Consider the following 14,205-nt stretch of genomic DNA (forward strand, 5'->3'; position numbering starts at 1 on the left):
CGGGCGTGACGCAAGCGTCACACTCCGGTCAACCCGCCGGGGGAGTGCGGGTACTTGGCGGCTGCCGGAGCGGCGGGCAGAAACGTCTCCACGTCGGCTCGACGACGGTCAGGTCCGTGCGTGTGGCGAACGTGGCTCCAAGGGTGTGGCGAACGCGTGGGTGTGGTGAACGTGGCTCCGTGGGTGTGGTGAACGTGGCGATCGACGGCACGAAGTGCGCGGCGCGGGCGTGGCAGGCTGGACGGGAGGGACCGCCACGGATCGAGCGGTGGGTACGGGTAGGACCGTCACGAAGGGAGCCGGGCCATGGCCGTCGAAGCGCTGTCGCAGCAGGAGATCGAGGACCGGCTGGCCGAGCTGCCGGGCTGGTCGCTGCACGGGGACCGCATCACCCGCTCCTACCGGCTCGGCTCGCATGTCGCCGCCGCCGCGATGGTCGTGCACATCGCCCAGGTCCAGGACGAGCTGGACCATCACTCCGATCTCACCCTCGGCTACCACTCGGTGTCGCTGAGCGTGCACACGCACAGCGCGGGCGGCGCCGTCACCGCGAAGGACTTCGCACTCGCCCATCGGGTGGAGGAACTCGCCCCAGGCCACGGAGCACGCTGAGGTACGTGCTCGACCGGGGCGACCTGAGCTGCCCGCCGCTGCCGTGACGCGAGGACCGCCCGTCGGGCCGGTTCCCTGCGGGGACCGGCCCGACGGTACGCACACCTCCCCGCGCGCCGCCGTCCCGTTTTTGCCGCACCGGCAACAGGACTGGCCCCCGTGGTGTGCGTCGGCGCAGGCTGGGCGCATCCGGACGAGAGGTTTACCAGCATGGCGCACCGACACCACGACCAGCACGCCCACGAGCACCGTCACGGCCACGGCCATGCGCACGGGCAGCAGGGGGCGGACATCGACTGGTCCCAGATGGCCTCGATGCTGGAGACACAGGCGGAGCTGTCCGCGCCCGTGTACGAGGAGACCATGGCCTGGCTCGCCCAGGAGGCCCCCGAGCCCGGGCTGATCGTCGACGCCGGCAGCGGCCCCGGCGTCGTGTCGTGCCGGTTCGCCGACGCGTTCCCGGGCGCCCGGGTGCTGGCGGTGGACGGCTCCGAGCCGCTCCTGGAACGGGCCCGCGCCCGGGCCGCCCGGCAGGGCGTCGCCGACCGCCTCGACACCCTCGCCGGTGAACTGCCCGGCGTGCTGGACGAGTTGCCCTACCCGGCGGATCTGCTGTGGGCCGGCCACAGCCTGCATCACCTCGGCGACCAGCGCGCCGCGCTCGCCGCCTTCGCCGCCCGGCTGGCACCGGGCGGCACGCTGGCCCTGCTGGAGGGCGGCCTGCCCAGCCGGTTCCTGCCCAGGGACATCGGCATCGGGCGGCCCGGACTGCAGGCCAGACTCGACGCCGTGCAGGAGGAGTGGTTCACCCGGATGCGGGCCGACCTGCCGGGCAGCGCCGCCGAGACCGAGCACTGGCCGGCCCTGCTCACCTCCGTGGGCCTGAAGCACACCCGCACCCGCAGCTTTCTGCTGGACCTGCCCGCCCCGGCGTCCGACCAGGTCCGCGCCCATGCCGCCGCGACCCTGGGCCGACTGCGCGATGTCGTCCCCGACGGTATCGACGCCGATGGAATCGACGCCGACGACCGCGCCGTCCTCGACCGCCTCCTCGACCCGTCCGACCCCGCGAGCGTCCACCGCCGCCCGGATGTGTTCCTGCTCTCCGCCCAGACGGTCTACACGGCCACGCGTCCCGCCTAGGCGCTCCGCTGGGTGGGGGTGTGATGTGCCGTCGGTCGGCTGCGGCGCCGTGGTGGCTGGTCGCGCAGTTCCTCGCGCCCCTTTGGGGCGCTACAGCCAGGCCGGACGCCGGGCTCAGTTGTTCTGGAGGAACCGCTTGGCCAGCCGGTCCCCGAGGGTGACCGCGGCCGGGTGGTCCTCGATGGGGGACACCTGGGAGTTCTGGAACAGGATGTATGTCACACCTGAGTCGGTTCCGCCGGTCTCCGGATCGGGGTCGATGCCCAGCGCCCTGGCGGTGGCGTACGACGCCTCGCCGATGATCTCCGTGGGGCCGGTGTCGCCGACGACCGCGTACTCGACCGGCTGCCATGGAGTACGGCGACCACGCCGCCGCCCTTGATGCCGGCGCTCGCGTAGTTCCAGATGCCGCTGGAGCCGGGCACCACGACATAGGGCAGCGTGTCCGCCTTCAGCGGCTTGCCGTCGGACTGGTGGAAGGCCGTGTCGTCCTGGTACCAGGGGTCGGTGTCCTCGTTGCAGTGCGAGGTGCGCCGGCCGTCGCAGTCGATGTCCATGTCGGCCTTCCAGAACACCGCGCCGTTCTTGCCGCACACGGGGATCGTGACCGGGGTCCCTTCGTCCGTCCGGTGCTTGCCGTCCGAGATCTGCTGACAGGACGTCACCTTGGCGAGCAGATCGGCCGCGCCGACCGTGCCCTCCTGGGCCGAGGCCGGGGCGGTGGGGGCGCCCGAGGCGCTCGCGGGGAGCACATCGGCCGCGAGCAGTGCGGCCCCGGAGGCCGCGGCGAGGGTCAGTGGTTGCATACGCACTGTGGGGACCCTTCTATTAGGAAAGTTTCCTTACCGGTGCGACGCAAGGTGATCCTCTTTATGTGGCCCCGTCAAGCCTCGGGATGCCACCGTGTGTCGCCCGGGTCATTTGCGGGGGGTGCCCGCGAAGACAAGACTGGGGCTGGAAGGCAAGACTGGGACTAGCGGATATTTCTGAACATCTCTGGATTCTTGGGTCGGATAGTCCCGCGGCAGTGCCTGACTTCCGGGGAGGTGGGGCGTCATGTTCGTCCGCACGGTGTACGCGACCGGAGACCCCACGAAGATCGACGCGGCCATCCGCGCGCTCAACACGGCGGGGCGGGAGCTGCTCGCGGACCGCCCCGGCTACCGCGGAGCGGGCGTCTTCGCGGACCGGGAACTCGGCAAACTGCTCTCGGCGAGCTGGTGGGCCTCCGCGGCCGACCGGCACAACAGCGACGAGGTCATGCGCTTGAAACGGGCCGCGCTCCTGGAGCCGTTCGCGGGCACCGTGACGGTCGACAACTACGAGGTGGCGGCCCTCCATGTGCTCCAGCACCCGCGGGTGGGCGGCGGACTGCGCGTCACCAGGCTGGAGTTCGACCCCGCGGACACGGAACTGCTCGCCGATGTCTTCCGGGCGTCGGTGCTGCCGCGCCTCGAAGCGGCGCGCGGCGTCGCCGGTGCGTCCCTGTTCGTGGACCGGGAACGCGGACGCGGCATGGTCGGCATGCTCTTCGTCGACCGCGACTCGCTGGCCGTGTCCCGCGCTGGCCACGCGGTCGCCCGGCACGAGGGCGTGGCCAAGGCACATGCGACCGTGACCGCGTTGGAGGAGTTCGAGGTCGTGCACGCGGACGTGCAGCCCGACTGACCGCCGCGGGGCGCGCGTCCCGCGCGGCACACATACGCCCCGCCATGTGTGGACGGCCGCGCCGCGGGGCACCAAGGTGCGTGTGTTTCGGGGCGGTTGGTGCGGTGCGCGGGAGGCGTCAGCGAGGAGAGAACGTCGCCGGGTCCGGGCCCAGTCGGCGGTCCTCGTTGAGCGCGCTGATCGCCGCGAGATCCTCGGTGTCCAGGCTGAAGTCGAAGACCTTGATGTTCTCCCTGATCCGGGACGGCGTCACGGACTTGGGGATCGCGATGGTGCCCAGCTGGACGTGCCAGCGCAGCACCACCTGGGCCGGAGTGCGCTGGTGCTTCTGCGCGATGGCGACGATCGCCGGCACCTCCAGCAGGCCCCTGCCCTGGCCGATCGGCGACCATGCCTCCGTGGCGATGCCCTGCTCGGCGTGGTACTCACGGGCCGCGTGCTGTTGCAGCTGCGGGTGGAGTTCGATCTGGTTGACCGCGGGGACGACCGAGGTCTCGGCGATCAGCCGCTCCAGGTGCTCGGGCAGGAAGTTGGAGACGCCGATGGCCCGGATGCGGCCGTCGGCGTACAGCTTCTCGAAGGCCCGGTAGGTGTCGACGTAGGTGTCGCGGGCCGGCAGCGGCCAGTGGATCAGATACAGGTCGAGGTAGTCCAGGCCCAGCTTCTCCAACGAGGTGTCGAAAGCGCGCAGCGTCGCGTCGTACCCCTGGTCGCGGTTGCCCAGCTTGGTGGTGACGAAGATGTCCTCGCGGGGCAGGCCGGAGGCCGCGACGGCCCTGCCGGTGCCCTCTTCGTTGCCGTAGAACGACGCGGTGTCGATACTGCGGTACCCGGCTTCCAGTGCCGTGGCGACGGTCCGCTCGGCCTCGTCGTCGGGCACCTGCCACACGCCGAAGCCCAGCTGAGGCATCTCGACGCCGTTGTTGAGGATGATCGGGGGGACCTTGCTGCTCACGAGCTCTTGATCCTTCGGTTGTCGACAGGTGCGTACCACCATGGTCAACGTTCATGGGCGGTCCCGCATTCCGGACCGCGAAATCCACGGCAACCGCATGCGGCGGTCAGGTCCTTGAGCCGAGCCGCGCTCGCGCTCAGCAGGGTCGCGGCGGGCCCACCCGAGGCGTCACGCCTGGTACAGGGCCTCCACCTCTTTCGCGTACGCGTTCTCGATCGCCTTGCGCTTCAGCTTCAACGACGGTGTCAACAGGCCGTGTTCCTCGGTGAACGGCCGGGCCAGGATGCGGAACGTGCGGATCGACTCCGCCTGCGAGACCAGGGTGTTGGCGGCCACCACCGCGCGCCGCACCTCTTTCTCCAGATCGGGGTCGCGGACCAGCTCGGCCGGGGTCAGCTGCGGCTTGCCGCGCATGGCCAGCCAGTGCTCGACCGCCTCGTGGTCGAGGGTGACCAGGGCGGCGACGTACGGGCGGTCGTTGCCGACGGCGATGCACTGGCTGACCAGCGGATGGACACGAACGCGTTCCTCCAGCACCCCGGGGGACACGCTCTTGCCGCCGGAGGTCACCAGGATCTCCTTCTTGCGACCCGTGATGGTCAGATAGCCGTCCTCGTCCAGGGCACCCAGGTCGCCGGTGGCCAGCCAGCCGTCCTGCAGTGTCTCGTCGGTTGCCTTCCGGTTGTTGAGGTAGCCCTGGAAGACATTGGCGCCGTGCAGCCAGATCTCCCCGTCGTCCGCGATGTGCACGCTCACGCCGGGGATGGCCTGCCCGACGGTGCCGTAGCGGGTGCGTTCGGGCGGGTTGGCGGTGGCGGCGGCCGTCGACTCCGTGAGGCCGTAGCCCTCGTAGATCTGCACGCCCACGCCCGCGAAGAACAGGCCCAGCCTGCGGTCCATGGCCGAGCCGCCGGACATCGCGTTGCGGATCCGGCCGCCCAGCGCCGCACGGACCTTGGCGTAGACGGCCTTGTCGAAGAGCTGGTGCTGCATGCGCAGAGCGGCCGAGGGGCCGGGCCCGATGCCCCAGGTCTTCGACTCCATCGCGTCCGCGTACCGCACCGCGACCTCGACGGCCCTCTCGAACGGCCCGGCCCTGCCCTCCCTCTCGGCCTCGCGCCGGGCCGAGTCGAGCACCTTCTCGAAGATGTACGGCACCGCGAGGATGAACGTCGGCCGGAAACTCTGCAGATCCGGCAGCAGGGCGGCGGCGTTGAGCTGCGGCTGGTGCCCGAAGCGCACCCCGCAGCGGATCGCGGCGACCTGCACCATCCGTCCGAAGACATGCGCGAGGGGCAGGAACAGCAGGGTCGCCGCCTCGTCGCCCATGCCGGAGCGGAACACCGGCTCCCAGCCCTCGATGACCGTGTCCGCCTCGAACATGAAGTTGCCGTGCGTGATCACACAGCCCCTGGGCCGGCCGGTCGTCCCCGACGTGTAGACGATCGTGGCGATCGAGTCCGGGGTGACCGCGCGGCGGTGCCGGTGCGCCATCTCGTCGTCGAGGTGCGCTCCGGCGTCGCACAGCTCGTGCACGGCGCCCCCGTCCAGCTCCCACAGCTGGCGCAGCCGCGGCAGCCGGTCGATGACGGTGGCGATCGTCATCGCCTGGTCCTCGTGCTCGACCACCGCGGCGGACACCTCGGCGTCGTACAGCATCCAGAAGCACTGCTCGGCCGAGGAGGTGGGGTAGACCGGTACCACCTGCGCGCCGATGGTCCACAACGCGTAGTCGAAAAGCGTCCACTCGTAGCGGGTGCGGGACATGATGGCCACCCGGTCGCCGAAGCGGACGCCGCGGGCGAGCAGGCCCTTGGCGAGGGCGAGGACCTCGTCACGGAACTCGGCGGAGGTCACATCCCGCCACCGGCCCAGCTCGTCCTTGCGGCCGAGGGCGATATGCAGCGGGTCCCGGACGGCACGCTCGAAGACGACGTCGGCCAGACCCCCCGCCGGTGGCGCCGACGCCGACGGAGGGTTGGTGAACTCGCGCAAACCCCGCTCCCGCTCCTCGGTGGCGCTCCGCACAGCGCCGTGAAAGCTACCCCACCCAGGTAAGGGGCGGCCGGGCGTGCGAAACCGGCCAATCCCCCCGTTCGGTCCGGACGGTGCCCGGAAAATGCGCTCACATGGGGAACGGTCGGACAGGAATACTTACGGTTCAGCAGGGCTCGGCGCCGCAATCTCCACCGAATCTGTACGACCCGACTACGGCGGTTCGGCAGGCCCACACCGGGCGGTCACGCGCTGCGGCGGTGCAGGCGTTCCGCGCCGGTGAGGATCGCCGCCGCGAGGGCGCGGGCCGTGTCCCGGGCCGGGGTCGGTCGGCGGCCGTGCACCAGGACGAAGTCGACCTCGCCCAGCTCCGGCAGTCCCGCCCGGTCGGGGACCCGGAACAGTCCGGGCGGCACCAGGCCCCGTGAGTGCGCCATCACCCCGAGCCCGGCCCGGGCGGCGGCGATGAGGCCGTTGAGGCTGCCGCTGGTGCACACGATGCGCCAGGGGCGGCCCTGCCGCTCCAGCGCCTCCAACGCCAGCGCCCGGGTGATGCCGGGCGGCGGGAACACGATGAGCGGCACCGGGCGGTCCGGGTCCAGACGGAGTCGCTCCGCGCCGATCCACACCAGGTCGTCGTGCCAGACCAGTTCGCCGCGCGGATCCTCGGGCCGCCGCTTGGCCAGCACCAGGTCCAGCTTCCCCGCGGCCAGCTGTTCGTGCAGCGTGCCGGACAGCTCGACCGTCAGCTCCAGGTCCACCTCGGGATGGTCGTACCGGAAGCCCTCCAGGATCTCCGGCAGCCGGGTCAGTACGAAGTCCTCCGAGGCGCCGAAGCGCAGCCGGCCGCGTACCCGGGTGCCCGTGAAGAACGTTGTCGCCTGCTCGTGCACCTCCAGGATCCGGCGCGCGAACCCCAGCATGGCCTCGCCGTCCTCGGTCAGTTCGACGGAGTGGGTGTCGCGGGTGAACAGCTGGCGGCCCGTGGCGTCCTCCAGCCGCCGCACATGCTGGCTGACGGTGGACTGGCGCAGCCCCAGCCGCCTGGCGGCCCGAGTGAAGCTGAGCGTCTGGGCCACGGCGAGAAACGTCCGCAGCTGGGAGGGCTCGTACACACCCCCAGGCTATCGGGAGACATGATGACAGTGAGAGGGGTGTGCGGGATTCCCGATCACCGGCCGGAGGGGGACGATGAAGGGGCCCCGCGGGCCCGGCACCGCCCGGACGCCCAGCAGGACGAGCCCTGACGCACAGCACAGCGAGTGGAGCACCGTGAAACGCCTGCACTGGCCGAGTCGGATGCCGGTCGACCCGTACATCCTGCTCCTGCTCGGGACGGTGGGCCTCGCCGCGCTGCTGCCCGCCCGGGACACGGCCGCCGACGTGGCATCCGGCGCCGCGACGGCCGCGATCGCCTTTCTCTTCTTCCTGTACGGCGCCCGTCTGTCCACCCGTGAGGCACTCGACGGGCTCCGCCACTGGCGGCTCCACATCACCGTTCTGGCCTGCACCTTCGTGCTTTTCCCGGTGCTCGGCCTGGCCTCCCGCGCCCTGGTGCCGGTGCTGCTGACCCACCCTCTCTACCAGGGCCTGCTGTTCCTCACCCTGGTGCCGTCGACGATCCAGTCGTCCATCGCGTTCACCTCGATCGCCCGCGGCAATGTGCCCGCCGCGATCTGCGCGGGCTCCTTCTCCTCGCTGGTCGGCATCGTGCTCACCCCGCTGCTGGCGGCGGCGCTGCTCGGCAACAGCGGCGGCGGGTTCTCCGCCGACTCACTGATCAAGATCGTGCTCCAGCTGCTGGTGCCGTTCCTCGCCGGACAGCTGCTGCGGCGGTGGGTCGGTAGCTGGGTCACCCGGTATAAGAAGGTGCTCGGTCTCGTGGACCGCGGTTCCATTCTGCTCGTCGTCTACACCGCGTTCAGTGAGGGCATGGTCCAGGGGATCTGGCACCAGGTCAGCCCCGCACGGCTGGCCGGCCTGCTCGGCGTGGAGGCCGCCCTGCTCGCCGTGATGCTCGCCCTGACCTGGTACGGCGCCAAGGCGCTGCGGTTCGCGCGCGCGGACCGGATCGCGATCCAGTTCGCAGGCTCGAAGAAGTCCCTCGCCTCCGGGCTGCCCATGGCGAGCGTCCTGTTCGGCGCGCACGCCTCCCTGGCCGTGCTGCCCCTGATGCTCTTCCACCAGATGCAGCTGATGGTCTGCGCGGTCATCGCCAAGCGCCGGGCGCGCGACCCCGAGGAGGTCACGGTCGAGGCCGGGCCGGCCGTGGCGGCACCCGCCGCGGCCGGCCCCAGGACGCGTGCACGCTGACGCCCGCCGCCCGGTTCAGGGATGCCCCGGGGGGCCGGACACCTGGTCCAGGGGCAGCCACAGCACGGTGTCCCGCAGGGAGCGCTGCGCCCGCGGGTCGGACAGCTCCGCGTCGGTCAGCGCCCGGTCCCAGACGTGTACCTCGTCGATCGCGCCGGTGAAGAACGCCCGGCTGTCCATGCGCTGGCCGATGTGCACGCCGAACGGTGAGTTCCGGCTGACCGAGCCCGGTACGTCGGCCACGGACGACGCCTCGCCGTCGAGGACGAGCGTCAGCCGCCCGCCGCCGCGGCGCAGCACCAGATGGTGCCAGCGGCCGTCGTTGTGGGCGCCGGACGCGGCGACCGCCGCCGACCGGACCGCCGTCGCGCCCTTCCGCACCGTGATCAGCCCGCGTACCCGGTCGCGGTCGGGCTCGCCGCGCAGCCACACCTGCGGCTGACCGGTGCCGATACCGCCCATCCAGAGCAGCGGCTGCTCCCCGGCCCTCGCGGTGGTGCGGAACCACAGCGACACCGTGAAGTCCCGGGTGCCGAGCGGCAGCCGGTCGTCGTAGGGCAGGCGTACGGCGTCGTCGGTCCCGTCGAACTCCAGGGCGCCGCCCGATGCGCCTGCCGTCTTCCTGACGCCCCCCAGCACCGCCGCGTGCGGGGCGCGCGGGGCCAGATCGCGGGTGGTGGGGTCGGGGCCGCGGCGCGGGCGCAGCCAGTGCTCGGTGAAGCGGGCGAAGCGGATCTCGTCGCGGGCGTCGACCGCCCCGCCCTCGTACAGCAGGCCCACCGTGTCGTCGGCGAGGCGCGCCATGTCGGAGTAGCCGGACCAGTCCGCGGTGACGACCGTGCCCCGGTCCACGCTGTCCCAGGTACGGCCGCCGTCGAAGGAGGAGCGGATCATCATGGTGCGGCGCCGGTCGGGGTCGCCGGGGCAGGCCAGCAGGAGCCGGCCGCCGAGCCGCAGCATCGAGCACTGCACCTGGGGCGCGTACAGGTCCGGGAGGTCCTGGAAGGGGGTGCTGAAACTGCCGCCGCCGTCGTGGCTGACCGCCTGGGTGCGGTGGCCGAGGTCGGTGCCGTCCTGTTCCCGGCCGCTGACCAGGAGCGAGCCGTCGGCACGCTCGGCGAGCGTCAGCTCGGACGGCTTCTGCCGGAACGTGCCGTCGGGCGCCGTCGGCCGGCTGTCCGTGGCGCCGGTCCGCCAGTGGCCGCCGCCGTCGTCGCTGACGATCAGCGCCGCGTGGTTGGCGGTGACCCGGCTGCCCTTCCAGGTCTCCGTGTTGACGCCGAAGACAAGCCGGCCGGCGTACCGGCCGTGGTCTAGCTGGAGGCCGTGCACGGGACCGGTGGCGTACCAGGAGTTCCAGTCGGGCGGCAGGATCTCGGGGCTCAGATCGCGCGGTGCCGACCAGGTCCGGCCGTCGTCGTCGCTGTACTGCAGGTGCGGGGCGCGGTCGCAGGGGACGGAGCAGTTCGCGGAGTCCGGGCGGCCCGTGTTGTACGTCTCCGCCAGCAGGATGCGCCCCGTCCTGCGGTCCACGAGGGGTGCCGGGTTGCCGTGGGTGTCGCCCCCGCCCTCGTTGATCACCTGGAGCGGGCCCCACGTGCGGCCGCCGTCGGTGGAGCGCTTCAGCACGATGTCGATGTCCGCGGCGTCACCGCAGTTGAGGACCCGGCCCTCGGCGAACGCGAGGAGCGTGCTGGCGGTCGTCCGGACGATCGCCGGGATGCGGAAGCAGGCGTAGCCGGTGTCCTGGGCGGCCTTGAAGAGGACCTGCTGGGCGAAGCCGGGGGTCCTTGGGCCCGCCTGCGCGTGTGGCGCCAGGGTGGGCGTCGGCCGGGCGTGCGCGAGGTGCGGCAGCAGGAGCAGCGGGACCGCCGTGAGCACGGCGGCCAGGACGGAGCTCAGCCGATGTCCTCGGCTCCGGCGGAGCCGGGGGCCGAGGGGGAGTACCCCGGTTCTTGGCGGCATGTGCGGCCTGCCCTTCCTGGCGTCGAGACGTACGGGCATCGGAACATTCGGACATCCGACGTCCAACGTCCGCGCCCCAGACGTTAGTTGGGGTCCGCGGCGGCTCACAAGGACGGTGCGTCCATTCGGGGGGTCCCGGGCGCCCACCGGGGCGCGGCGCCTCTCGGCGGCATGACGGCCGGGGCGCCGTCCCCGTGCGCTGTACTCGTGTGGCGTCCCCGTGTGGCGGCCTCGGCGACCGCGAGCCCGATGCCCGACGCGCCCCTGACGACCACGACCCCTGTCCTCGCGGACTCATGCCCTGGAAGCGGCCCGGCCGGCTCAGCCGCGCTCCCGTGCCGTCCGGGCGAACTCGGCGATCAGGGGGGAGTGATGGCTCGCCGCCCAGGCGAGGAACACCTGGTCCGGCTCGGCGTCGCGCACCGGCACATACGTGAGGTCGGGCCGTGCGTACTGCTCGGCGACCGAGGCCGGAACGAGGGTGATGCCGGTGCCCGCCGCCACGCACTCGAACTTCTCCTCGACGGTGCGGATCGGCACATCGTCGCGGAGCGGGTCGCGGTGGCGCAGCCACCGCTCCTCCGCCAGGTCGGCGAGGGCGAGGTCCCGTCTGCCCGCGAGCCGGTGCCGCGCGGGCAGCATCGCCACCCGGTCCTCCGTGAACAGCGGCAGCAGGGTGAGCCCGCGCTCGTGGATCGGGCGGCGCACATAGGCCAGGTCGACCGTGCCGTCCAGGATCAGCCGCTCCTGGTCGTCCCACTCGACGCGGCGGGCGTGCACCGCCACATCGGGGTGGGCGGCGCCGAAGGCCCGCAGCACAGGGATGACCACCACGCCCGCCCGGAAGCCGACGACCAGCCGCCGCGGCCCGCGCGCGGCCCTGCGCACCCGGTGCCGGGTGGCGTCCGCGGCGGCGAGCAACTGCCGTGCGTCATCGAGAAGTTGACGGCCCGCCGAGGTGAGGGTCACGCCATGACTGTCCCGTTCGAACAGGGTGGCGTCCAGGTCCTTCTCCAGGGCCCGGATCTGGCGGCTCAGCACGGGCTGGGTGATGTGCAGGCGCTCGGCGGCCCGCCCGAAGTGCAGCTGCTCGGCGACCGCCGTGAAGTAGCGGACCTTCCGCAGGTCGAGGTCCATGGCCGTCCCTCCGCCGTCGCGGGGGCGATGCCCTCAGAGTATCGCCCCGCCCGGAAGTGCGCCCGCGAGGAACAGGGGCTTGCACAGCGCGGGCCTGCGGGCGGCGGCCGGGGCCCGCCGGACCAGCGACGGCGGACCTGTGTCACCCCTGGGCGGCGAACCGGTGTCAGCCCTGGGCGGCCGCGGTCCGCAGGACGACGCGGTCCTCCCCCGCGTACACGTTCATGGAGCTGCCCCGCAGGAAACCCACCAGGGTCAGTCCCGTCTCGGCGGCCAGGTCCACCGCCAGCGACGACGGCGCCGAGACCGCCGCCAGCACCGGGATGCCCGCCATCACGGCCTTCTGCGCCAGCTCGAAGGACGCCCGGCCGGACACCAGCAGGATCGAACGGGACAGCGGCAGGGCCCCGTCCTGCAGCGCGCGGCCGATCAGCTTGTCGACCGCGTTGTGCCGGCCCACGTCCTCCCGTACGTCCAGCAGCTCCCCGTCCTCGGAGAACAGGGCCGCCGCGTGCAGCCCCCCGGTCCGGTCGAACACTCGCTGGGCGGCGCGCAGCCGGTCGGGGAGGCCCGCGAGCAGCTCGGGGTCCACCCGGACCCGGGGAGCGTCGGCCATCGGCCAACGGGCCGTCGTACGCACCGCGTCCAGGCTGGCCTTGCCGCACAGTCCGCACGACGAGGTCGTGTACACATGGCGCTCCAGCGTGATGTCGGGCAGTACGACTCCCGGCGCGGTCCGCACGTCCACCACGTTGTAGGTGTTCGAACCTCCCTCAAGCCCTCGGCCCTGCTCGGACAGGGAGGTGCCCCCGTCCGTGGCGCCCGCGCAATACACGATGTTCCGCAGGTCCGCGGCGGTGGCCAGGACGCCCTCGCTGACCAGGAACCCGGCGGCCAGCGCGAAGTCGTCGCCGGGCGTGCGCATCGTGATGGCGAGGGACTTGCCGTTGAGTCTGATCTCCAGCGGCTCCTCGGCGACGAGCGTGTCCGGCCGGGTGGTGACCGCCCCGTCGCGGATCCGGATCACCTTGCGTCGTTCCGTGACTCGTCCCATGTCCTGATCAGCCTCGGTTCTCTAGGTGCTGGTAGCCGAAGCGGCCCCTGATGCGGAGGTTGCCGTGGGTCACCGGGTCGTCGTGCGGCGAGGTGACCTTCACGACCTCATTATGGTCCGGTACGTGCTCGGTGAGGTCGCGGCCTGCTCCGCAGCAGGCATGCCTGACGGAAGCCGACAACGCGGGCGCCCGAATCCTGTGGCCTTACCTGCCGACATACCCGCGAGTCACTGAACACACTGGTGAATCCCGCTACCCGTGCCCACAAGGGGGGACCCCACATGAACGGTTCGCGCATCGCCGCCGTCGGCCACTATCAGCCCGCCAAGGTGCTCACCAATGAGGACCTGGCGGGCCTGGTCGACACCAGTGACGAGTGGATCCGGTCCCGGGTGGGCATCCGTACGCGGCATATCGCCGGACCCGAGGAGCCGGTGGACGAGCTGGCCGCGCAGGCCGCCGCCAAGGCGCTGGCCGCGGCGGGCCTCGCCGCCGACGCCATCGATCTGGTCGTGGTCGCCACCTCCACCGCCGTGGACCGCTCCCCGAACACCGCCGCCCGGGTCGCCGCCCGGCTCGGCATCCCGCGGCCCGCCGCCCTGGACCTCAATGTCGTGTGCGCCGGGTTCACCCATGCGCTGGCCACCGCCGACCACACCGTCCGTGCGGGCGCCGCGAGCCGGGCGCTGGTCATCGGCGCCGACAAGATGTCCGACGTGGCCGACTGGACCGACCGCACCACCTGCGTTCTCGTCGGCGACGGGGCGGGGGCCGCGGTGGTCGAGGCATGCGCGCCGGGGGAGGAGCCCGGGATCGGGCCGGTGCTGTGGGGCTCGGTGCCGGAGATGGGGCACGCCGTGCGGATCGAGGGTACGCCGCCGCGGTTCGCCCAGGAGGGGCAGAGCGTCTACCGCTGGGCCACCACCCAGCTGCCGCCCCTGGCCCGCGGCGCCTGCGCGAAGGCCGGGGTCGCCCCGGAGGAGCTTGCCGCGGTCGTGCTGCACCAGGCCAATCTGCGCATCATCGAACCCCTCGCGGAGAAGCTGGGCGCGGCGCGTGCCGTGGTCGCCCGGGATGTCACCGAGTCCGGCAACACCTCCGCCGCCAGCATCCCGCTGGCCCTGTCCAAGCTGGTCGAGCGCGGCGAGGTCTCTACCGGCGACCCGGTTCTGCTGTTCGGCTTCGGCGGCAACCTGTCGTACGCCGGGCAGGTCGTGCGGTGCCCCTGAGCCGTGCCCCTGAGCCGCGCCGTGAGCCGGTGCGGGCGGCTGCCGCCGGTCGAGGTGACACGGTCGACCTCCGCGATCTCCGGCATCCGTACGCCGTAGACGGTAGGCGGTAGGCGGTAGACCACCCCCGCCC

11 protein-coding genes and 2 pseudogenes are annotated in these 14,205 nt (G+C 72.2%); 5 read left to right on the forward strand and 8 right to left on the reverse strand.

All coding sequences use genetic code 11. The features are described from left to right. Window positions 1-306: 306 nt before the first annotated feature. Complete coding sequence (locus tag ACWEKM_RS05240) at window positions 307-612, forward strand: 4a-hydroxytetrahydrobiopterin dehydratase (protein WP_451619790.1); 306 nt, start codon at window positions 307-309, stop codon at window positions 610-612. Between the two features lie 210 nt (window positions 613-822). After that, window positions 823-1,755: a class I SAM-dependent methyltransferase gene (locus ACWEKM_RS05245; RefSeq protein WP_451619791.1), complete on the forward strand. Its 933-nt coding sequence runs from the start codon at window positions 823-825 to the stop codon at window positions 1,753-1,755. Between the two features lie 114 nt (window positions 1,756-1,869). Here ACWEKM_RS05245 and ACWEKM_RS05250 read toward each other — a convergent pair. Beyond that, window positions 1,870-2,567, reverse strand: a pseudogene (locus ACWEKM_RS05250) (glycoside hydrolase family 75 protein). Between the two features lie 244 nt (window positions 2,568-2,811). Here ACWEKM_RS05250 and ACWEKM_RS05255 point away from each other — a divergent pair. Continuing rightward, a complete protein-coding gene (locus tag ACWEKM_RS05255; protein ID WP_451619792.1) occupies window positions 2,812-3,423 on the forward strand; it encodes a hypothetical protein in 612 nt (203 codons plus the stop codon). Between the two features lie 118 nt (window positions 3,424-3,541). Here the strand turns inward: ACWEKM_RS05255 and ACWEKM_RS05260 are convergent, their stop codons facing one another. The 3 genes from ACWEKM_RS05260 to ACWEKM_RS05270 all read right to left on the reverse strand — a co-directional run bounded on the left by ACWEKM_RS05260 (window position 3,542) and on the right by ACWEKM_RS05270 (window position 7,488). Further along, window positions 3,542-4,378 (reverse strand): aldo/keto reductase, encoded by an 837-nt coding sequence (locus ACWEKM_RS05260; RefSeq protein ID WP_451619793.1) that lies wholly within the window; start codon window positions 4,376-4,378, stop codon window positions 3,542-3,544. Between the two features lie 168 nt (window positions 4,379-4,546). Then, window positions 4,547-6,373 (reverse strand): AMP-dependent synthetase/ligase, encoded by a 1,827-nt coding sequence (locus tag ACWEKM_RS05265; RefSeq protein ID WP_451619813.1) that lies wholly within the window; start codon window positions 6,371-6,373, stop codon window positions 4,547-4,549. Between the two features lie 245 nt (window positions 6,374-6,618). Next, complete coding sequence (locus tag ACWEKM_RS05270; RefSeq protein ID WP_451619794.1) at window positions 6,619-7,488, reverse strand: LysR substrate-binding domain-containing protein; 870 nt, start codon at window positions 7,486-7,488, stop codon at window positions 6,619-6,621. A gap of 184 nt (window positions 7,489-7,672) precedes the next feature. Between ACWEKM_RS05270 and ACWEKM_RS05275 the strand changes: the two genes are divergently transcribed. Then, on the forward strand, window positions 7,673-8,686 hold the full coding sequence (locus tag ACWEKM_RS05275) for a bile acid:sodium symporter family protein (RefSeq protein ID WP_451619814.1): 1,014 nt from the start codon (window positions 7,673-7,675) through the stop codon (window positions 8,684-8,686). Between the two features lie 15 nt (window positions 8,687-8,701). Here the strand turns inward: ACWEKM_RS05275 and ACWEKM_RS05280 are convergent, their stop codons facing one another. The 4 genes and pseudogenes from ACWEKM_RS05280 to ACWEKM_RS05295 all read right to left on the reverse strand — a co-directional run. Beyond that, window positions 8,702-10,651, reverse strand: a complete 1,950-nt coding sequence (locus ACWEKM_RS05280) for an exo-alpha-sialidase (protein ID WP_451619815.1) — start codon at window positions 10,649-10,651, stop codon at window positions 8,702-8,704. A gap of 321 nt (window positions 10,652-10,972) precedes the next feature. Continuing rightward, entirely contained in the window at window positions 10,973-11,788 is an 816-nt protein-coding gene (locus ACWEKM_RS05285) for a LysR family transcriptional regulator (protein WP_451619795.1), read from the reverse strand. Window positions 11,789-11,954: 166 nt separating this feature from the next. Continuing rightward, window positions 11,955-12,842, reverse strand: coding sequence for a formate dehydrogenase accessory sulfurtransferase FdhD (fdhD, locus tag ACWEKM_RS05290; RefSeq protein WP_451619796.1), 888 nt, complete (start codon window positions 12,840-12,842; stop codon window positions 11,955-11,957). A 7-nt stretch (window positions 12,843-12,849) separates the two neighbouring features. Beyond that, window positions 12,850-13,002: pseudogene (locus ACWEKM_RS05295) on the reverse strand (2Fe-2S iron-sulfur cluster-binding protein); the annotation flags it as partial. A gap of 122 nt (window positions 13,003-13,124) precedes the next feature. On the opposite strand from ACWEKM_RS05295, the gene ACWEKM_RS05300 reads away from it, so the two are divergent. Continuing rightward, entirely contained in the window at window positions 13,125-14,072 is a 948-nt protein-coding gene (locus tag ACWEKM_RS05300) for a beta-ketoacyl-ACP synthase III (RefSeq protein WP_451619797.1), read from the forward strand. The last annotated feature ends 133 nt before the right edge of the window (window positions 14,073-14,205 follow it).

The sequence above is a fragment of the Streptomyces sp. NPDC004752 genome (genome assembly GCF_053601275.1).